17 protein-coding genes are annotated in these 19,712 nt (G+C 43.7%); 12 read left to right on the forward strand and 5 right to left on the reverse strand.

The annotated features are described in order from the left end of the window. Positions 1-75 precede the first annotated feature (75 nt). Together AC30SF_RS06720 and AC30SF_RS06725 are read right to left on the reverse strand one after the other, a co-directional pair. Complete coding sequence (locus AC30SF_RS06720) at positions 76-405, reverse strand: TusE/DsrC/DsvC family sulfur relay protein (RefSeq protein WP_021616592.1); 330 nt, start codon at positions 403-405, stop codon at positions 76-78. 84 nt (positions 406-489) lie between these two features. After that, the gene (locus AC30SF_RS06725; protein WP_006717583.1) at positions 490-1,152 is read right to left on the reverse strand and encodes a Bax inhibitor-1 family protein; all 663 of its coding nucleotides are present in this window, start codon (positions 1,150-1,152) and stop codon (positions 490-492) included. A gap of 373 nt (positions 1,153-1,525) precedes the next feature. Here AC30SF_RS06725 and AC30SF_RS06730 point away from each other — a divergent pair, with 373 nt between their 5' ends. From AC30SF_RS06730 to metE, 4 genes are all read left to right on the forward strand, one after another. After that, complete coding sequence (locus tag AC30SF_RS06730; RefSeq protein ID WP_489607964.1) at positions 1,526-2,566, forward strand: Slam-dependent surface lipoprotein; 1,041 nt, start codon at positions 1,526-1,528, stop codon at positions 2,564-2,566. 12 nt (positions 2,567-2,578) lie between these two features. Beyond that, complete coding sequence (locus tag AC30SF_RS06735) at positions 2,579-2,833, forward strand: hypothetical protein (RefSeq protein WP_295973969.1); 255 nt, start codon at positions 2,579-2,581, stop codon at positions 2,831-2,833. 261 nt (positions 2,834-3,094) lie between these two features. Further along, positions 3,095-4,627, forward strand: coding sequence for a ribosome biogenesis GTPase Der (gene der / locus AC30SF_RS06740; protein WP_290521346.1), 1,533 nt, complete (start codon positions 3,095-3,097; stop codon positions 4,625-4,627). 215 nt (positions 4,628-4,842) lie between these two features. Further along, on the forward strand, positions 4,843-7,116 hold the full coding sequence (metE, locus tag AC30SF_RS06745; protein WP_489607965.1) for a 5-methyltetrahydropteroyltriglutamate--homocysteine S-methyltransferase: 2,274 nt from the start codon (positions 4,843-4,845) through the stop codon (positions 7,114-7,116). A gap of 53 nt (positions 7,117-7,169) precedes the next feature. Here the strand turns inward: metE and AC30SF_RS06750 are convergent, their stop codons facing one another. Continuing rightward, the gene (locus AC30SF_RS06750; protein WP_209364521.1) at positions 7,170-7,400 is read right to left on the reverse strand and encodes a YgjV family protein; all 231 of its coding nucleotides are present in this window, start codon (positions 7,398-7,400) and stop codon (positions 7,170-7,172) included. A gap of 280 nt (positions 7,401-7,680) precedes the next feature. On the opposite strand from AC30SF_RS06750, the gene lspA reads away from it, so the two are divergent. The 6 genes from lspA to nhaA all read left to right on the forward strand — a co-directional run bounded on the left by lspA (position 7,681) and on the right by nhaA (position 13,862). Continuing rightward, positions 7,681-8,181, forward strand: a complete 501-nt coding sequence (lspA, locus tag AC30SF_RS06755; RefSeq protein WP_489607966.1) for a signal peptidase II — start codon at positions 7,681-7,683, stop codon at positions 8,179-8,181. Continuing rightward, entirely contained in the window at positions 8,178-9,122 is a 945-nt protein-coding gene (ispH, locus tag AC30SF_RS06760) for a 4-hydroxy-3-methylbut-2-enyl diphosphate reductase (RefSeq protein ID WP_314402259.1), read from the forward strand. Before lspA ends, ispH begins: the two co-directional genes overlap by 4 nt. 72 nt (positions 9,123-9,194) lie before the next feature. Then, positions 9,195-11,435, forward strand: a complete 2,241-nt coding sequence (locus AC30SF_RS06765) for a transglycosylase SLT domain-containing protein (protein ID WP_489607967.1) — start codon at positions 9,195-9,197, stop codon at positions 11,433-11,435. 39 nt (positions 11,436-11,474) lie between these two features. Then, positions 11,475-11,783 carry a trp operon repressor gene (gene trpR, locus AC30SF_RS06770; protein WP_021616581.1) on the forward strand — a complete coding sequence of 103 codons (309 nt, stop codon included), beginning with the start codon at positions 11,475-11,477 and terminating at the stop codon, positions 11,781-11,783. After that, a complete protein-coding gene (gene mtgA / locus AC30SF_RS06775) occupies positions 11,761-12,522 on the forward strand; it encodes a monofunctional biosynthetic peptidoglycan transglycosylase (RefSeq protein WP_489607968.1) in 762 nt (253 codons plus the stop codon). Before trpR ends, mtgA begins: the two co-directional genes overlap by 23 nt. Positions 12,523-12,698: 176 nt before the next feature. Next, a complete protein-coding gene (gene nhaA / locus AC30SF_RS06780) occupies positions 12,699-13,862 on the forward strand; it encodes a Na+/H+ antiporter NhaA (RefSeq protein WP_489607969.1) in 1,164 nt (387 codons plus the stop codon). A gap of 416 nt (positions 13,863-14,278) precedes the next feature. On the opposite strand, the gene AC30SF_RS06785 is transcribed toward nhaA, so the two are convergent. Further along, complete coding sequence (locus AC30SF_RS06785; protein WP_489607970.1) at positions 14,279-15,934, reverse strand: sulfatase-like hydrolase/transferase; 1,656 nt, start codon at positions 15,932-15,934, stop codon at positions 14,279-14,281. A 117-nt stretch (positions 15,935-16,051) separates the two neighbouring features. Next, positions 16,052-16,264 (reverse strand): 50S ribosomal protein L31, encoded by a 213-nt coding sequence (rpmE, locus tag AC30SF_RS06790; RefSeq protein WP_021616576.1) that lies wholly within the window; start codon positions 16,262-16,264, stop codon positions 16,052-16,054. A 225-nt stretch (positions 16,265-16,489) separates the two neighbouring features. Between rpmE and priA the strand changes: the two genes are divergently transcribed. Together priA and ftsN are read left to right on the forward strand one after the other, a co-directional pair. Next, on the forward strand, positions 16,490-18,688 hold the full coding sequence (gene priA, locus AC30SF_RS06795) for a primosomal protein N' (protein ID WP_489607971.1): 2,199 nt from the start codon (positions 16,490-16,492) through the stop codon (positions 18,686-18,688). Positions 18,689-18,791: 103 nt separating this feature from the next. After that, the gene (gene ftsN, locus AC30SF_RS06800) at positions 18,792-19,673 is read left to right on the forward strand and encodes a cell division protein FtsN (protein WP_489607972.1); all 882 of its coding nucleotides are present in this window, start codon (positions 18,792-18,794) and stop codon (positions 19,671-19,673) included. The last annotated feature ends 39 nt before the right edge of the window (positions 19,674-19,712 follow it).

Below are 19,712 nucleotides of genomic sequence, written 5' to 3' on the forward strand. Positions count from 1 at the left end.
GTAAAAAATAACAACATAAGTTGCGGGGTGAATTATATTCTTTTATCTCTCAAATGCAAATGATTCTTAAATGAGTTATAGGCATTTTGCCGGTTTGGGTAACCCGGCTAATTTTGTGGCTTGTTTTGCCGGACCGTCAGGAAACAAACGTTGTAAATAACGGCTATTGCCTTTGTCTTCCCCCAGTTTTTGTGCTGTGGCTTTCACCAACATACGAATAGCCGGTGAAGTTTTGTATTCCTGATAAAACGCCCGCACAAAATGAATGATTTCCCAGTGGGCGTCGGTTAATTCCAACTGCTCTAACTTCGCAATGGCTTGCGCAACCTCAATATCCCAATCCTCAACATTGAGTAAGTAACCCGAAGCATCGGTTTCAATGTGTCTATTATTGACTTCAAGCATGATAATAACCTTAGTATTTATGAGGATGGATTATATAAAAACGCCCCAAAGAAGGGGCGTTGAATTTATCTATCAAATTAATAATTAATCTCTGGAAGAGAAGAAGGAAAGTAAGTTTAACAAACTGATAAACAGATTGTAGATAGACACAAATAAGCTGACCGTTGCACGAATGTAATTGGTTTCACCACCGTGAATGATGTTACTGGTTTCATACAAAATTCCCATGGTGGAGAAAATCACGAACAGCGCACTAATGCCTACATAAAGCGCCGGGAATTGGAAGAAGAAACTCGCGACCATACCGAGCAATAACACCACGAATAACGCTAAGATAGTGCCGGATAAGAAAGACATGTCTTTCTTCGTGGTTAAGACATAAGCGGAGCAAGCGAAGAACGTCGCTGCAGTGCCGGCTAATGCTAACACGATAGCGTCCCCCAAACCTGCGCTCACATAGGCATTTAAAATCGGTCCTACGGTGTAACCTAAGAAACCGGTGAAGGCAAAAGCAGATAAAATCCCTAATGCGCTATTTGCTAGGGCATTAGTTAAGAAAAGTAGCCCATAGAATCCCACAAGCATGATGATAAGCCCCGGTCTTGGTAGATTCATCGCCATAGATACATAAGCCACCACAGCGGAAAAGGCTAATGTTAACGCTAACAAGAAATAGGTGTTACGCAACACTTTGTGCGTGCTAAGCAACGATTCTTCTCTGCTGTCAACGATAATACGAGATTGCATAAAAACTCCTTTAAATTTAAAGAAAATAATCGGTTGAGATCTTTGTGTAAGGTAAGGGCTGAGACGCTAAATGTCAATTGCTCCGTGAATATTTAACATTGAAAAAAATTGAACTCAATAACCACCGCACTTTCATTTAGATGATCGTCATTTATTCATCATGAAAAATAAAAAATTTCTATTATTCACAATGGTTAACAAATAATTTTTCAAACAAACCCATATTTTATTAAATCATTTAACAAAAAAGTTGTTATTTTAGATAAATTTTATCACTTGCTTTCATTTTTTTTTTTTGATTTATAATTTTACCGTTATTTTTATATAACATTTAATTCAAGATTTAGTAAAAAAATAAAGGAGCTAGACTACTATGTCAAAAATTAAATTTTCCGCTTTAATATTAAGTACTCTCGTTATCAGTGCCTGCGGCGGTGGTGGCGGAAACAGCCATTCAGATCCTATTCCGCTCCCCTCGACACCAAATCCTCCTGTAGCAACCGCACCAACCACACCAGAAGAATCGGCTTCGTCTTCAGATACCTCAACGCCACCAACAACATCTGAAAATACATCAACGCAGCAAACAACGACTGAAGATGTCTCAAGAAATCCATCTGTTGCAACGACACCTCCTACTCCACAGCCGGAGTTAACGCCAATTCCTGCACCACAAACAACACCATCTGTTCCATCTACGCACTTAACTCGTTCTGATCTTACTATTTCCCAAGATGAATTTAAGAAGGGTATGCTAGAAAACATAACGGTTCACTCCGGTAACACCAAAGTCGGTACCCTTTCCGGCTATAACCGCACTTATTCCTTTAACGGCGCATTCAAAAAGGAAGAAGGCAACGATATACAAACACTGCTTGTTGACAACATGGCAATCAAGCTTATTGGGAAAGTATCTCAACCTTTTGCCGGACTCCCCTCCCCTATTGTCTCAAAAGGACTTAGCGCTGCTTGGAATGCAACAAAAGATCCTACGCGAGACATTTTCTACATGGGAAGCGAAACACCTGTTGAAAATATTCCACAACACGGTGTTGTTACTTACCAAGGCAATGCAAGCCGTTATGACAATGTCAAGAATCAAGTTAAAAACATTGGTGATGCTAAATTAGTCGCAAACTTCGATGATAAAACAATCTACGGCGAATTGGATATGAAGTACCCTCGAAGAAATATTGCGCTTCACAAAGCGTCAATTGTCGGAAACAGTTTCCAAGGTAAAGCGGTTGCTGAAGGAAACTTTCCTTTTTTCATAGATCGTGACGGTCAATACGAAGGTAAATTCTTCGGTCCTCATGCGGAAGAAGTCGCCGGTAAAGCAACATTTAGCGGAGAAACGCTGATCGGCCAAGTAGAAAGTTTAAATACCAGTTTCAGTGCAGAACAAACTAAATAAAAGGACAGCATAATGAAAAAAATGATTGTCAAAACAGCATTGCTAATTACTCTCAGTACGTTACTTAGCGGTTGCGAAATGCAGATGCAACACCGAGTTGAAGAGTGGTATAAAGAAGGCGTCAGTAAAAAAGACACCGATACAAAACTCGCTAAATGCACCTATGATGTAGGTATGAATAAAGTGGATCCGCTCCAAGAGCAAACCTTGATTACTGCCTGTATGAAAGCAGACGGTTTCCGTTGGCGCGTCAGAATGGTGAATTAAATCAGCTAAAAGTGCGGTGGGAATTTCTTTTGTTTTTAATCATCTTATTAATGAGCAAAAAAAGGATTCCACCGCATTTTATGCAAAAAATATTTCTAATGCACATTGCTCAAACAATCGCTTCCCTATTTTCCCCTCCCCTCATTCAACTCCCCCTTACCTTGTCATTTCTCATCACTGCCAAAATCCGCTATAATGCCAGCCATTTTTCAAGTGCCGAGATCAATATTCCTGTGGCACGTTCATTTATAAGAGGTTTTTATGACAACTCCTGTAGTTGCCTTGGTGGGTCGTCCAAACGTGGGCAAATCCACCCTATTCAATCGTCTCACCCGCACCCGTGATGCTTTAGTCGCTGATTTTCCCGGTCTGACGCGCGACCGTAAATATGGTCAAGCGCATCTTGCCGGACACGATTTTATCGTCATTGACACCGGCGGTATCGACGGCACGGAAGAAGGCGTAGAAGAAAAAATGGCGGAGCAATCGTTGCTTGCCATTGAAGAAGCCGACATCGTTTTATTCCTAGTAGATGCCCGTGCCGGCTTAACGTCAGCGGATATCGGCATTGCAAACTATTTGCGCCAACGCCAAAACAAAACCACCGTGGTGGTTGCCAACAAAGTGGATGGCATTGATGCTGACTCCCACTGCGCAGAGTTCTATCAATTAGGCTTAGGTGAGATTGCGCAAATTGCCGCTTCTCAAGGGCGTGGGATCACAAGCTTGATGGAACACGTGCTTGCCCCATTCGCAGAGCAAATGGCAGAAACCACCGAAGAAAGTGCGGTCGAAAATACCGATGTTTCTTCCGAAGTTACTGAATTTGACGAATGGGACGAAGATTTCGATTTTTCAAACGAAGAAGACACCGCACTTTTAGATGAAGAACTGGCACAAGAACAAACGCCGGATAACCAAAACATTAAAATCGCCATTGTGGGACGTCCAAACGTAGGGAAATCTACATTGACTAACCGCATTTTGGGCGAAGATCGCGTCGTAGTTTACGACATGCCGGGCACCACCCGCGACAGTATTTACATTCCAATGGAACGCGATGGACAAAATTACACGTTAATCGACACAGCGGGAGTGCGCAAACGCGGTAAAGTGCATTTAGCGGTAGAAAAATTCTCCGTGATCAAAACACTACAAGCCATTCAAGACGCCAACGTAGTGCTATTGGTTATTGACGCCCGTGAGAACATCTCCGACCAAGACTTGTCCCTCCTCGGCTTTATTTTAAACGCCGGCCGTTCCTTGGTGATTGTGGTCAATAAATGGGATGGATTGGACACCGATGTCAAAGATCGCGTGAAATCCGAGCTCGATCGTCGTTTAGATTTTATTGATTTTGCCCGAGTGCACTTTATTTCAGCTTTGCACGGCAGTGGCGTGGGCAATTTATTTGATTCCATTAAGGAAGCCTATGAATGTGCAACACAGAAAATGACGACATCTATGCTGACTCGTATTCTGCAAATTGCGGTGGACGAGCATCAACCGCCGATGATTAGCGGTCGTCGTGTGAAACTGAAATATGCCCACCCGGGCGGTTACAACCCGCCGATTATCGTGATTCACGGCAACCAAGTGGATAAACTACCGGATTCTTACAAACGTTATTTATCCAACCATTTCCGCCGTAGCCTGAAAATTATCGGCTCGCCGATTCGTCTGCAATTCCAAGAAGGGAACAACCCATTTGCCGGCAAACGAAATAAACTCACGCCAAACCAATTACGTAAACGTAAACGTTTGATGAAGTTTATTAAGAAATCCAAAAGATAATGTTAATGATAGACCCGATATTCCCATCGGGTCTTTTTAATTCAAGTGCGGTCAAAAATAAACACGTTTTTATAGCCTGCCGTACCGTAAAGAACATTAAAAATTTTCATCAACTTTCAGAAAATTATTAATTTGCATAATATGCCTAATTCCGTCATTCTAGCCTCGTACAGACGTTTAGCCGTCTAAATTATTTAATCTATCGAGGAATTAACATGACAACATTTCATTTATCGGGTTTCCCACGCGTAGGTGCAAAACGTGAACTTAAATTTGCCCAAGAACGTTACTGGCGCGGTGAAATCGCCGAAGCCGATTTATTAGACATTGCAAAAAAATTGCGTGAAATTAACTGGCAACATCAAGCCAATGCGAATGCGGATTTCGTGGCGGTTGCGGACTTTACTTTCTACGATCATATTTTAGATTTGCAAGTGGCAACAGGTGCCATTCCTGCGCGTTTTGGTTTCGACAGCCAAAACTTAACCTTAGATCAATATTTCCAACTGGCGCGTGGCAACAAAACACAATTCGCTATTGAAATGACCAAATGGTTCGACACCAACTACCACTATCTCGTGCCGGAATTCCACAAAGACACCCAATTTAAAGCCAACCCGGCGCACTATGTGCAACAAATCCGCGAAGCTAAAGCCCTTGGTCACAAAGTAAAACCCACCATCGTTGGCCCATTAACCTTCCTTTGGTTAGGGAAAGAAAAAGGTGCCGCATTTAATCGTTTCGATTTGTTAAACAAACTCGTGCCGGTTTATGTGGACATCTTAAACGCGTTGAGCGCTGAAGGTGTGGAATACATTCAAATTGACGAACCGGCTTTAACCCTTGATTTACCGGCAGAATGGATTGCCGCCTATAAAGCGGTTTATGCCACGTTTGCTGCGCAAGTCAATGCCAAACTCTTGCTTGCCACCTATTTCGGATCTGTGGCAGAACATGCGGATTTATTGAAAGCCTTACCGGTAGCCGGTCTCCACATTGATTTGGTGCGCGCGCCGGAACAAGTGTATGAATTCGTTGATTACGACAAAATCCTTTCCGTGGGCGTGATTGACGGCCGTAATATTTGGCGTGCGAACTTAAACCAAGTGTTAGACGTGGTTGAACCACTAAAAGCAAAATTAGGTGAGCGTTTATGGATTGCACCAAGCTGCTCCTTACTCCATACGCCTTATGATTTGGCGGTGGAAACCCAACTGCAAGCCAACAAGCCGGAGCTTTATCAATGGTTGGCGTTCACTTTGCAAAAAATTCAAGAATTACGCGTCATTAAGACCGCAATTGAGCAAGGCAGAGCAGCTGTACAAGCCGATCTTGATGCTAGCCAAGCGGCAGCTGACGCGCGTAAAAACTCTCGAGAAATCCACCGCACTTGTGTGGCGGAGCGTTTGGCAAATCTGCCGAAAAATGCCGATCAACGTAAATCGCCATTTGCGGAACGGATTAAATTACAAAATGCGTGGTTAAATCTACCATTGCTGCCAACCACCAATATTGGTTCCTTCCCGCAAACCACGGAAATTCGTCATGCCCGTGCCGCCTTCAAAAAAGGCGATCTCAGCTTGGCAGATTACGAAGCGGCAATGAAAAAAGAAATTGAATTTGTGGTGCGTGAGCAAGAAAAATTGGATTTAGACGTGTTAGTGCATGGCGAAGCAGAACGTAACGACATGGTGGAATACTTCGGCGAATTGCTTGATGGTTTCGCGTTCACCAAATTCGGTTGGGTACAAAGTTACGGTTCCCGCTGCGTGAAACCACCGGTGATTTACGGCGATGTGATCCGACCGGAACCGATGACCGTGCGTTGGTCGCAATATGCCCAAAGCCTCACAAACAAAGTGATGAAAGGGATGTTGACCGGCCCGGTAACGATTTTACAATGGTCTTTCGTGCGTAACGACATTCCACGTTCTACGGTGTGTAAACAAATTGCCGTGGCGCTTTCTGATGAAGTGTTGGACTTAGAAAAAGCGGGGATCAAGGTCATTCAAATTGACGAACCGGCCATTCGCGAAGGTTTACCGCTCAAACGTGCCGATTGGGACGCTTATTTACAATGGGCTGGCGAAGCTTTCCGTTTAAGTTCAATGGGTTGTAAAGATGACACGCAAATTCACACACACATGTGTTATTCCGAATTTAACGACATTTTACCGGCCATTGCCGCCCTAGATGCCGACGTAATCACCATCGAAACCTCCCGTTCCGACATGGAATTGCTCACTGCCTTCGGTGATTTCAAATACCCGAACGACATCGGCCCGGGTGTGTACGACATCCACAGCCCACGTGTGCCGACCGCAGAAGAAATCGAACATCTTCTTCGCAAAGCATTACAAGTGGTGCCAAAAGAACGCTTATGGGTAAACCCGGACTGCGGTCTAAAAACCCGCGGCTGGCCGGAAACCATCGCCGCATTAAAAGTGATGGTGGATGTCACGAAAAAATTACGTGCGGAATTCGCGTAATTTAACGAAAAAAGAAAAGCTGAATCTCAAAAGAGGTTCAGCTTTTTATCTTTCTATTGCTTCTCCTGTTTTAATCGCCACAGTTGATACAGATTTACGGCGACTAAAAAGATATTCAATAACGCAACCGGATAAGTCTGTTTAACAAGCCCATAAATGACGAATAAAATCGCGCCAATACAATTAACGGTTCTGAGGGAAACTATCGATTTAAACAAAAATGAAGCCGCGACAAAAAAGGTCGCGGTGTAACCTAACAGTTCAATAAAATCTATGCCAAACATAATCATCTCAATTCTAGAAATAAAAGGGCGGCTATCATATTGTAAATTTCACAAAAAGCAAGCCTGACTTCGGCACTCGACTGAAAAGTGCGGTGATTTTTCAGCACGTTTTAAACGCTTTGCCATTTCACGAAAATCCATTACGTCATTCCATGGTGTTCGCCTGCAACATAAAATGACGTGTATCTGTTCGATTTCTCACCACCTTTTTCTGTATAAACCCTCGCCTTGTGCTAGAATGGCGACCTAATTTTGATCATGATTTTATTTAGGAAACATTATGTCCCAACAAAAATCCGGACTCTCTTTTCTCTGGCTAAGTGCGGTCGCTTTTTTGCTTGATTTGCTGACAAAGTATATTGTGGTACAAAAATTTGATTTGTATGAAAGCGTGAATGTTCTGCCGGTGTTTAATTTAACTTACGTGCGTAATTATGGCGCGGCATTCAGCTTTTTGGCGGATCACGATGGTTGGCAAAAATATTTCTTTATCCTATTGGCGATAGGTATTTCCCTTATGTTGGCGTATTTCATGAAGAAAAATCGTGCCAATCAAATATTACAAAATGCCGCCTACGCGCTCATTATTGGTGGCGCACTTGCCAATATGGTCGATCGTGCCTACAACGGTTTTGTGGTGGATTTCTTTGATTTTTATTGGGATATTTATCATTATCCGGTGTTTAATGTGGCGGACATTGCCATTTGTATCGGCGCCGGTTTACTGGCATTAGATGCCTTTAAAGGTGATAAGAACAAACAAAAGAGCGGTCAAAAATGAAGATAATTTTAGCCAATCCACGCGGTTTTTGTGCCGGTGTCGATCGTGCCATCAGTATTGTTGAACTGGCGTTGGAAATTCACGGTGCGCCGATCTATGTCCGTCATGAGGTGGTGCATAATCGCTTCGTGGTGAATGGGTTACGTGAACGCGGCGCCATTTTTGTTGAAGAACTGAGCGAAGTGCCGGACGGCGCGATAGTCATTTTCTCCGCCCACGGAGTGTCTCAAGCAGTACGTCAAGAAGCCAAAGATCGCCGCTTGAAAGTCTTTGATGCTACTTGTCCGTTGGTGACCAAAGTACATATGCAAGTGGCGCGCGCCAGTAAAAAAGGTACGAAAGCGATTCTCATCGGGCATAAAGGTCACCCGGAAGTGGAAGGCACCATGGGGCAATATAGCAATCACGAAGGTGGCATTTATCTCATTGAAAGTATTGAGGATATTGCTAATCTCCCCGTAAGCCACAACGATGATTTAACCTTTATGACGCAAACGACGCTGTCTTTAGATGACACGGCGGAAACCATCAGTGCATTGAAAGAAAAATACCCTGCGATTCAAGGCCCACATAAAAACGACATTTGTTATGCCACCACCAATCGTCAACAAGCGGTACGCGAACTGGCAAAACAATCGGATTTAGTGGTCGTGGTCGGCTCCAAAAACTCCTCTAACTCTAACCGTTTGGCAGAGTTGGCTTCTCGCATGGGGGTGGCGTCTAAGTTAATTGATGATCCCAATGATATTCAGCCGGATTGGTTTAACGGCGTACAAACCATTGGTGTCACTGCAGGGGCTTCTGCGCCGGAAGAATTAGTGCAATCGGTGATTGCGCGCATGAAAGCATTTGGCGTCACGGAAGTGGAAGAATTACAGGGGCTTGAAGAAAATATGTTCTTTGAAGTGCCAAAAGAATTGCGTGTCAAAGAAGTGAATTAATCCCTTTGTTCATTTAACCCATTAAGGCAACAAAAGATAGGCGATAACACCACGATTTCTTGGGAAGCAACGATGCGATATTTGAAACACACTTCCATTTCTCTGCTCATATTGACCGCACTTTCGTTTTCTGCGTTAGCGCATCAACATCTGCCTAAATCTGCGCATAAATCGAATTTAGCTCAAACGCAAGCCCAATGGACAAAAGTACGAAATGCGGATGAACTTAAACGCATAACGCAACGCGCAACGTTTTTACAGTTAGAAAATCTGTTAAAAAGTGCGGTGAAAAATAACAACGTTTCTGATAACGCCGAGTTATATCTCAAACTGATTGAATCGTTAAAAGACTATCCTTTGAAAATGGATGCGATGACCGCCTACTTTGACGCACGAATTAAAAGCGTCAATCAAACCACGCCGCCAGAAGAGGTCAATGCCTTAAAACAAGAAATCGAACAAGCTATTGCACAAAATCCGACACATTTTTTGCGCACGCGATGGGAACAAAGCCTTTTTACCCTTTTCCAGAATGCTAACGATTTGGAGGGGTTCGTTCATTATGCGCAACGTGTTAAGCCAAGTTCCCTGGAAATGCAAATAGCCGTATTAAACGCCGAACTTCAGCTTGAAGGCACAGAAAACACAACAGATAAAAAGCAAGATTCCAACGCAAATACCCATATTATTTCTCGTTATGAACAGCTTTGGTTAGCTAACAGCAAGCTACCTAACGATGCTCAACTTTGGGCAGCGTGGTATGCTCGCGGCGGCAGAACGGCAGAGAAAATTTATCAAAAAGCGGAAACGCTCTTCGCCAAAAATGATGAAAACGGCTTGGTACAATTAGCCACAGAATTACATCGCATGACCGGCGAGAACGAAGATGAAAAGGTGGCTGCCCAATTACAACTGTTGCAAACACTCATCAAAACACCGGCAAGTTTAGCTGAATTCTCCGCAAGATTACCGATGACGGAAAATAACACTGCCCTACTGAAATTCGCCGTGCTGCAAAGCTTTCCCCGCTATTTGCGTACATTACCTGAGAACATGAAAGATCCCAGCTTTGCGCCTTATGCACAATGGGCAAAAAACTGGCAACTGACTGACGCAGAAATGCGTGAATGGGAAATTGCGTTTTTAAATCGTTTTTTTGATAACGAAAGTCCATTGTTTCAACAATGGCGAGATACAGAACTTCTTAATTTAAACGCGGACAACCTCACCGAACGCCGTTTGCGCATGGCGATTTGGCAAAAAACCGATTTAATGCCATGGCTCAACGCCCTCTCTGATGAAGGCCATCAAAAACAAGAATGGCGTTATTGGTTCGCCAAAACCATCGCGAAAAGCGATAGCCAAAAAACAAAAGAAATATGGACCGCACTTTCTCATGAACGAGGATTTTATCCGATGTTGGCGGCAGCCAAATTAGATCCCCAAACCCGTGGTAAGCGTTATCATTTCGGGCAACCTCAATTACTCGTTGCCCCAAGTATTACGGATGAAACTTGGGCGGATGAATTCCCCAAACTGAAACCGGCATTAGAAGAAATTGCTGAATTACGTCAATTAGATCGCCTCGGTGCGGCGAAACAACGTTGGCGTTTCCTGTTAGAGAATCTGCCTGCCGATCAGAAAAAAGAAAAACAAATTGCACTCAGCCAATATGCCAACCAACAAAACTGGTTTGATTTAGGCGTGGATGGCAGCATCATTGCCAAAGCCTTTGATCACATTCAATTACGCCTGCCTATTGCTTATAGTCATTATTACGATATTGCCCTTAAACCTCGCCGCCTCACCTTAAGCAAGCGCAAGCCGCAAGCGTCGCAAAATGCCACATCAATCAGCAAAACCTTTGCAATGGCGATTTCTCGTCAAGAAAGCGCATGGAATCCACAAGCACAGTCTTCCGCCAATGCGCGCGGATTAATGCAGCTTTTGCCAAGTACCGCCAAAGCGACTGCCAGTCATGCCAAATTGCCTTATACGGATGAAGTGGATTTATTTAAACCACTCAATAACATTTTGCTCGGCACGGCATATTTGGCAGAGTTAAATGCCAAATATCCGAATAACCGGATTCTCATTGCTTCAGCTTATAATGCCGGCGCACATCGTGTGGAAAAATGGTTGGCACGCGCCAATGGTAAGTTAGAAATGGACGAATTCGTGGCATCCATTCCTTTTTATGAAACGCGCAGCTATGTGCAAAATGTCCTGACTTACGATTTTTACTATCAGCGATTGCAAAACAAAGAAGATCCACAAACTTTTAGCAATGAAGAATATGATCGGCTATACTAGGCGCACTAGTTTAATAGTATAGGATGTAGGATCGTTGATATGTACATTAGTCGCAATTTAGAACAATGGAATGCCTTTCTTGATATGTTAAAAACCGCATTCGAACAGGGCAAAGCACAAGATGTCTTAACCTTATTGCTCACCGCTGACGAAAGGGATGCCGTGGGGCTACGCTTACAAATTATCGCGCAATTATTGGATAAAAACCTACCACAGCGAGAAATTCAACAAAATCTCAATACCAGCGCAGCAACCATTACACGGGGTTCCAATATGCTAAAAACCATGGATCCCGAATTTATCGACTGGATAAGAAACCAACTGAATGCGTCACAAAAAGCTGACTAATGTTATTTTGAACCGGTTAACGCCGTTTAACGTCAGATTGCGCCGATTTCACTTTTCCTACAAAAGTGCGGTGCGTTTTTTCATTCGTTTTTTTCTCGCTATCGTCGCCATCACATTTCTTTTTCGCTTTGTTCCCATCCCCTGCTCGGCGTATATGTTGCAACAAAAAATCGCCCATTTATTCGCCGGTGATATGAAATATACGACACGCTACCAATGGGTCAGTATTGACGATATTGCTTGGCCAATGCAATTAGCCGTGATTGCCGCAGAAGATCAAAATTTTCCGACACATTACGGGTTTGATTTCAATGCCATTGAAAAAGCCTTCAAATATAATCAAAAAAGCCAACGCACGCGTGGCGCCTCAACGATTTCCCAACAAACTGCTAAAAATCTCTATTTATGGCATGGGCAAAGCTGGCTTCGGAAGGGAATTGAGGTACCGACTACCCTGTTGTTAGAAACCCTCTGGTCTAAAAAACGCATTCTGGAAGTGTATTTAAACATTGCGGAATTTGGCGAAGGCATCTATGGCGTGGAAGCCGCCAGCCAATTTTATTTCAAAAAGTCAGCGAAAAATTTATCGTCAAATGAAGCCGCACTTTTAGCCGCCGTTTTACCTAACCCGATCGTTTATCACGTTAATGCACCGGGCGCTTACACCAAACGCAGACAGTTGTGGATTCAACATCAAATGAATCAACTCGGCAAAGCCTATTTATACTTCTTAAATTAATAGGCGATTTACGCCATTCTCAAAATAAACGAATCATCGAAAAAATAAGAAAAGAGAGATTATTACATTAATAAACCCCGACTTTTCTTGAAAATATCATTCATTTCCTGTAACTTTCTTAGCTTTCGTATTTATGCTTTGCCTTTCAGGCGTTATCTCAGGGAGTATTATTGTTTATGCAACGTATCCAAAAATTTTTCCAATCTGAAGCCAGCGGTGGCGTATTGCTGCTGATTTTTGCCTTGATGGCCATTGTGCTCGCCAACACGGCACTGAGTGAAAACTATTTTCACTTTTTAGATACCCCCGTCAGCGTACAATTTGGCGCATTTAGTATTGCTAAGCCCCTACTCATGTGGGTAAACGATGGTTTTATGGCCGTTTTCTTCGTGTTAGTGGGCATGGAAGTCAAACGTGAAATGTTAGAAGGATCTCTTTCCAGCTATCAACAAGCTATTTTTCCTGCCATTGCGGCCATTGGTGGGATGATTGTTCCTGCTTTAATCTATTCCTTTATTGCACAAGACAGCCCGGAAATTCAATCAGGTTGGGCAATTCCGATGGCGACCGATATCGCCTTTGCTGTCGGCATTGTGGCACTTTTAGGCAAGCGCGTCCCTTTACCGCTCAAAGTCTTTTTATTGGCACTTGCCATTATTGATGACCTGGGTGCCATTGTTGTTATTGCGATCTTCTACTCTCATGAACTCAGTACACAGGCTCTCATTTTAGCCGCTATCGCTATTGCCATGCTTGTTGTGATGAATCGCCTGAAAGTCAGCGCATTATGTGCTTACATGGTGGTCGGCTTAATTTTATGGGCTTCCGTACTCAAATCAGGCGTTCATGCCACCTTGGCAGGCGTGATCATCGGTTTTTGTATCCCAATGCAGGGACGTCAAGGTGAAAAACCCTTGCATCAATTCGAACACATTTTGACACCATGGTGTAGCTATTTAATTCTGCCGTTATTTGCGTTTTCTAACGCCGGTGTCTCCTTGGAAAACGTGGGATTCTCCAGCTTAAGCTCACCACTCACCTTGGGCATTATGCTCGGTTTAATCATCGGCAAACCGCTTGGCGTTTTCCTGTTCAGTTACTTATCGGTGAAATTACGCCTTGCCAAATTACCTGAAGGCATCCATTTCACGCAGATTTTTGCGATTGCCGTACTCTGCGGTATCGGCTTTACCATGTCGATGTTCCTTGCCGGCCTTGCCTTCGGAGAAACCGGGCATGATAACTTTGACACCCTCTCTCGTCTCGGTATTTTATTAGGTTCCTGTGTGTCTGCCTTGTTAGGTTATGCGTTGTTAAGAAAAACAACGTCAGCGCACTAAGCGCACTTAAGAGAAAATAAAAATAAGCAAACATTTTAAGTAACGATAAAAGAATCGTAGCGTGCAACTTGTTGCACGAAATCGTGAATGTCCGAAAAGGGTAAATAATGTTCCGTGCGTGGTTTGGTCGTGCATCAAGATGCACGCTACGCACGAAATCGTGAATTACGCATCAAGGTTAATCATTCATGCAACAAGTTGCACGCTACGCACGAAATCGTGAATTACGCATCGAGATTAATTATTTGTGCAACAAGTTGCACGCTACACACGAAATCGTGAATTACGCATCAAGGTTAATCATTCGTGCAACAAGTTGCACGCTACGTATGAAATCGTGAATTACGCATCGAGATTAATTATTCGTGCAACAAGTTGCACGCTACGAAGGTACAGTTTTTTTAACTTTCCACTTTTTATCTGGCGATTTTCAGATGTTGATATAAATAATGACGATAGTCGTTCACCAAACTTTGTACTTCCGCATCTTCTAATTTCCCTTCGCTCAAGATCCGCATGGCAATATTCGCACGCATAAAGTCATCTTCAACAGGCAATCCGGCAATCTCAAGCAATAATCCGCCAAGAAAAGCCAAATCCAAAAACGTTTGCTGTTGCGTAAAACTTGACGGCATATTACTTCGAACCACCACTTGCGTCACATAATCCGGATTCGTATACTGCCCCAACTTCGGCGGTAAACAATTATCAAACGCCACTTGGTGATCCCCAAAATACGCGAACACATAAGGCGTGTTGCGTTGTTTTAAATAGCGATGAAAGGTTTCTGTCGCTTGATTTAGCGCCACAATACGCTGCGTATAATCATTCAAACAGGCGATCGTTTTCTGGCTTAAGCCGTCTTTAACCAAATTAAAATGATTCGGCGTATCCGTATGATATGGCCCGTGTTCCTTCATGGTTAATACATAAACAAACATCGGTTGCTGTACGTGCTGTAATAACGGATGTTGTTTTTGCAAAATCATCTCGGCATATTTCAACATCTCATCACTGCCAATGTGCCACAGGTTTTTGCCCAACGGCGCAGGATAGCCTAAATCCTGTGGCTGTAACATTAAATCAAAACCGAAATGATCATAGGCCGATTTTGCATTGTAATTCCCTTTCGTGAAAGGCGATAAGGCAACACAAAAATAGCCTTGCTCACGCAAATTTTTCACCAATCCGCAGGTTAAATGCGGAACAACAGAATAGAACACACCGTTTGCCAATGCGCCAAAATCGGTGGATGGCACCCCTGCCAAGAAAGCAAACTCCGATTTCCATGTCGCCCCGCCTAAGGTATGCACACGCAACGGGCTCATAAAAACGGTCTCTTCTTGTTTTTCAAACATAGAAAGTGGTGGAATCGTCTGCTGATCAAAATCAAATTGATGCGGATTCAGTGTGGACTCTTGCAAACACACCACAATATCCGGCTTTGTTTCCCCTTGAAAATTCGCCTTCTGGGCAAAAAGTGCGGTCATTTTTTCATGAAATTTTTGACCATCACCGGAAAAGTTCGGCACACTAAAAAAGACACCTCGGCATGACATTGGCAAATTTAAAAACACATCTCTGCCATCATCCGGCAAAGAGTCCAGCCAAACTTTTGTCGCGTGAGGGTGGCGAGAATAATGCCACATCAGACCTAAAGCTACGGCACTTACGCCCCCTGCCAAAATCCGCCAAGACACCGGTAAGACATCGGCATCCGCCCAACCAAAAATGGCATAAATCAACAAACCGATCAAACCTAAAATCGCCAAAATCGCGCCTTTATAATGCAAGAGCGTTTCCCAATTACGCCAATCGGCGACCAGTAAAAAATCTGAAATCAATAAAGGCTGTTTGTAATAATGAATTTTTAATCGATGAAATAACATCAAGACAACAAACAGTATCGACGCAAAATTCACGCCTCTTTGCCACTGTCCGGAAAAGAAGGTCATTCCCCCGAAGAAAAAGAGAAATAACGCAATAGCAAAAAAATACGTCCAGCGATAGTGAGAATTAAAAATGAAAATAACGGCAGCCAAAAAAAACAAGGCTAAAAGAAGATAGGACATGGTGTAACTACCTAAAATATCAAACGTTAAATGCCATTAACGATGTTTGAAAAGTAATTGAAAATTAACGATTACCTGTAAAAAAGCCCTACCATAGGCAGGGCTTGCAAAATGAGATTATTTTGAACTTGGGATTTTGAAACGGCTGTTAAAGCGTTCAACACGACCGCCGGTATCAACAACACGTTGTTTACCTGTATAGAATGGGTGGCATTTACCGCACACATCCAGGTTGATGTCTTTGCCTAAGGTAGAACGAGTTTTGATCACGTTACCGCAAGAACAGGTTGCCGTAACTTCTTTATATTCAGGATGAATACCTTGTTTCATAGAAAACCTCAAAGTTGAAGCCATGCCGCTATCAAGCCAATCGCAAACGCAATCCCTGACACCGCATGAGATTAATATTACGCCATTATAAATGGCACGCTTGTGTGTAAGGTTGCGAATTTTACAGAAAAAGAAAATGACATTCAACCCATCCTCTCTCAAATAGACAATAATCCCCCAAAATGCTATATTCCGAGCCCATTTTATTTCACTGAATTTCCATTCATGCCATTTGCCCGAATCGCACTTCCGGTGCCGTTACATCGCTATTTTGACTATGTCCTCCCTGCGTCAATGAAGGTTGTCGTTGGGGCGCGGGTGCTTGTGCCCTTTGGGACGCAGAAACGGGTTGGCGTTGTCGTTGACGTTGTGGAACAGAGCGACGTGCCTAAAGAACAGGTGAAGCCTGTGCTAGCCTGTCTTGATGATACTTCACTGTTTTCTCCGGAAAGTTGGCAGTTCTTAAATTGGGCGGCAAATTATTATCATGCCCCATTGGGAGAAGTGTTGTCGCAAGCCTTGCCGGTGAAACTGCGTCAAGGTGAAAGTGCGGTGGAAAAACAAAAAAATTTTTGGAAACCAACCGCACTTGGTGAGCAAGCGTTGGCGCAAGGTTTGCTAAAACGTTCGAAAAAACAGCTTGAAGCATTGCAGGCGGCAAAGGATGGGCTGGAAAAAGGCAACAATCCCTTTGGCAGCGGCATTTGGTCGGCGTTGAAAGCTAAAGAATACATTACCGAAATCGCTCAAGAACCGGAAATTCAAACCTGGCAACAGCAATTAGTTGATAAACCTATCGTCAATAAAGCTGATCGATTAACACTCAATAAACAACAAGCGTTGGTATTCAGCCAATTGAAATTTACTCAAGGCTTTACGGCATGGTTGTTGGACGGCGTGACGGGTTCAGGCAAAACAGAAATCTATCTGCAATTTATTGAAGAGATTTTAAATCAAGGCAAACAAGTGTTGGTCTTGGTGCCGGAAATCGGGCTGACGCCACAAACGGTAAGTCGTTTCCAAGCCCGTTTTAACGTGGTGATTGATGTGTTGCATTCCAATTTAAATGACACACAACGATTACACGTGTGGCAACGTGCGCGCAGCGGGCAAAGTGCGGTCATTATTGGCACGCGATCAGCGTTGTTTACGCAATTTGCCGATTTAGGCGCGATTATTATCGATGAAGAACATGACGCGTCTTTTAAGCAGCAAGACGGTTGGCGTTATCATGCCCGCGATTTGGCGGTGGTGTATGCAAAACAATTGAATATTCCCGTTTTAATGGGGTCGGCAACGCCCAGTTTGGAAAGTCTGAATAATGTGCAGCAGGGAAAATATCAGCGTTTATGTCTATCAGAAAAAGCCAATCAGTCCACCGCACTTCAACAACACGTCATTGATTTAAAACATCAGTCAATGCGCAATGGTTTATCTGAAATCCTGTTAAAACGCATGCAGGCGCATTTAGAAAAAGGCAACCAGGTGTTGCTGTTTTTGAATCGACGCGGTTTTGCGCCGGTGTTGCTGTGCCATGAATGCGGCTGGATGGCAGAATGTCGCCATTGTGATAAACCTTACACGTATCACCAACAACACAATGTGTTGCGTTGTCATCATTGCAGTGCACAAAAGCCGATTCCGCGCCAATGCGGCAATTGCGGTTCTACTCAATTAATCACCACGGGATTAGGTACGGAACAGCTAGAAGATACCTTAAAAGCAATTTTCCCCAATTATGGCATTGCCCGAATTGACCGTGATACAACGGCGCGCAAAGGCAAGTTGGAAGGTTATTTAGCGGATATTCAACAGGGCAAAAGCCAAATTCTTATCGGCACCCAAATGTTGGCGAAAGGGCACCATTTCCCGAATGTCACCTTAGTCGCATTGGTAAATGTGGATAGTGCATTATTTTCATTGGATTTCCGTGCGGAAGAACGGCTAGCCCAACTTTATATGCAGGTGGCTGGCCGTGCTGGGCGCGGTGCGCAACAAGGCGAAGTGCTTTTACAAACCCATTACCCGGAACATCCTTTGTTACAAAGCCTGTTGCAACAAGGCTACAACCAATTTGCCCACAATGCCCTCGCCTTGCGTAAAGCCATGGGATTGCCGCCTTTCAGCTCACAAGCGTTGTTCAAAGCGCAAAGTCGCCATAGCGAAGACGCAGAGCATTTGTTGACGCAGTTTGCGGCATATTTGCAGCAGGTGAAACGAAATATTGCACCGGAATTACAAATCCTCGGACCGATGCCGGCGCCATTCAGCAAAAAAGCAGGGCAATATCGTTGGCAGTTATTGTTACAACATCCTTCGCGTGCCACCTTGCATCAGGTCTTGACAGCGTTTGAACGAGATCAAGCCGATCAAGCAACAAAAGTGCGGTGGATTTTAGATGTAGATCCATTGGATTTAAGCTAGTTTCGGCTTTGTGGTAGTCAATAAGGCAATTTTTCAGTAGAATTACGCGAATTTTTATTTCATCCCTTTAATGATTATCTTTTTAAATTGAACAGGTTTTATTGTGGCTCAACGTGATTACGCTGCGCGCAGCAGCATGAAGAAAAAGAAGAAACAAAATAAAAATAACAAATCCTTGCTATTAATGATTGCCGCCATGGTGGTCGTTGCTTTTGGACTTGGGCTTTATTTATTAAAAGAAAAAGCGCCGGAGCCTGTGGCGGAGTCTGCCACTACAGTGGAAAAAACACAGCCGAAAAGTGTCTTGCCGAATCGTCCGGAAGAAGTGTGGAGCTATATTCAAGCGCTAGAAACCCGAACCGTGCCAATTGATAATAATCCAAAATCGTTGGATAAAAATATGCGTTTAACGGAAGAACAACGTAAGATTTTAGCGGCGATGGAAGAAGAACAAAAACAAGCGGAACTGGCGCGCAGCAAAGCGGCTGAAGCTCAAGTCACAACCGCACCACAAACAGCGCAAGCACCGGTTCAAACCACTGCACAGACAACACAACCCCCAGTGCAACCACAAGCCAAACCGCAAGTGGTAGAAGCGAAAGAGGCGAAAAAAATAACGCCGCCAAAAGAAGAGAAAAAAGCGGAACCAGTCGTGAAGACCGAGCCACCGAAAAAACCTGAGCCGGTGCCACAACCGCAATCGCCGTCACAACCTCAGCCACAACAACAAACGGCAAAACCGGCATCACCACAAACGGCCAGCACAGGTGAGCGCCGCTACGGGTTACAATGTGGCGCATTTAAAAATAAAGCGCAGGCTGATGCGTTGCAGGTTAAATTAAACGCACTCGGATTAAATGCAAGAGTCAATGAAAGTGCGGATTGGAATCGTGTTGTTGTCGGCCCTGCCGGCGATCGAAATGCGGCCGTTAAAATGCAAGAAAAAGCACAAAGCGTGATTAGCTGCGTGGTGATTGGAATGTAATCAACGATAAAAATGAAATAAAAAAGTGCGGTTATTTTT

Source organism: Aggregatibacter valvarum, from assembly GCF_980468985.1.

What these genes read in the sequence shown, in the direction of transcription:
- AC30SF_RS06720 (WP_021616592.1), bottom strand. Translation starts at nt 405, where the DNA reads ATGCTTGAAGTCAATAATAGACACATTGAAACCGATGCTTCGGGTTAC.
- AC30SF_RS06725 (WP_006717583.1), bottom strand. Translation starts at nt 1,152, where the DNA reads ATGCAATCTCGTATTATCGTTGACAGCAGAGAAGAATCGTTGCTTAGC.
- AC30SF_RS06730 (WP_489607964.1), top strand. Translation starts at nt 1,526, where the DNA reads ATGTCAAAAATTAAATTTTCCGCTTTAATATTAAGTACTCTCGTTATC.
- AC30SF_RS06735 (WP_295973969.1), top strand. Translation starts at nt 2,579, where the DNA reads ATGAAAAAAATGATTGTCAAAACAGCATTGCTAATTACTCTCAGTACG.
- der (WP_290521346.1), top strand. Translation starts at nt 3,095, where the DNA reads ATGACAACTCCTGTAGTTGCCTTGGTGGGTCGTCCAAACGTGGGCAAA.
- metE (WP_489607965.1), top strand. Translation starts at nt 4,843, where the DNA reads ATGACAACATTTCATTTATCGGGTTTCCCACGCGTAGGTGCAAAACGT.
- AC30SF_RS06750 (WP_209364521.1), bottom strand. Translation starts at nt 7,400, where the DNA reads ATGTTTGGCATAGATTTTATTGAACTGTTAGGTTACACCGCGACCTTT.
- lspA (WP_489607966.1), top strand. Translation starts at nt 7,681, where the DNA reads ATGTCCCAACAAAAATCCGGACTCTCTTTTCTCTGGCTAAGTGCGGTC.
- ispH (WP_314402259.1), top strand. Translation starts at nt 8,178, where the DNA reads ATGAAGATAATTTTAGCCAATCCACGCGGTTTTTGTGCCGGTGTCGAT.
- AC30SF_RS06765 (WP_489607967.1), top strand. Translation starts at nt 9,195, where the DNA reads ATGCGATATTTGAAACACACTTCCATTTCTCTGCTCATATTGACCGCA.
- trpR (WP_021616581.1), top strand. Translation starts at nt 11,475, where the DNA reads ATGTACATTAGTCGCAATTTAGAACAATGGAATGCCTTTCTTGATATG.
- mtgA (WP_489607968.1), top strand. Translation starts at nt 11,761, where the DNA reads ATGCGTCACAAAAAGCTGACTAATGTTATTTTGAACCGGTTAACGCCG.
- nhaA (WP_489607969.1), top strand. Translation starts at nt 12,699, where the DNA reads ATGCAACGTATCCAAAAATTTTTCCAATCTGAAGCCAGCGGTGGCGTA.
- AC30SF_RS06785 (WP_489607970.1), bottom strand. Translation starts at nt 15,934, where the DNA reads ATGTCCTATCTTCTTTTAGCCTTGTTTTTTTTGGCTGCCGTTATTTTC.
- rpmE (WP_021616576.1), bottom strand. Translation starts at nt 16,264, where the DNA reads ATGAAACAAGGTATTCATCCTGAATATAAAGAAGTTACGGCAACCTGT.
- priA (WP_489607971.1), top strand. Translation starts at nt 16,490, where the DNA reads ATGCCATTTGCCCGAATCGCACTTCCGGTGCCGTTACATCGCTATTTT.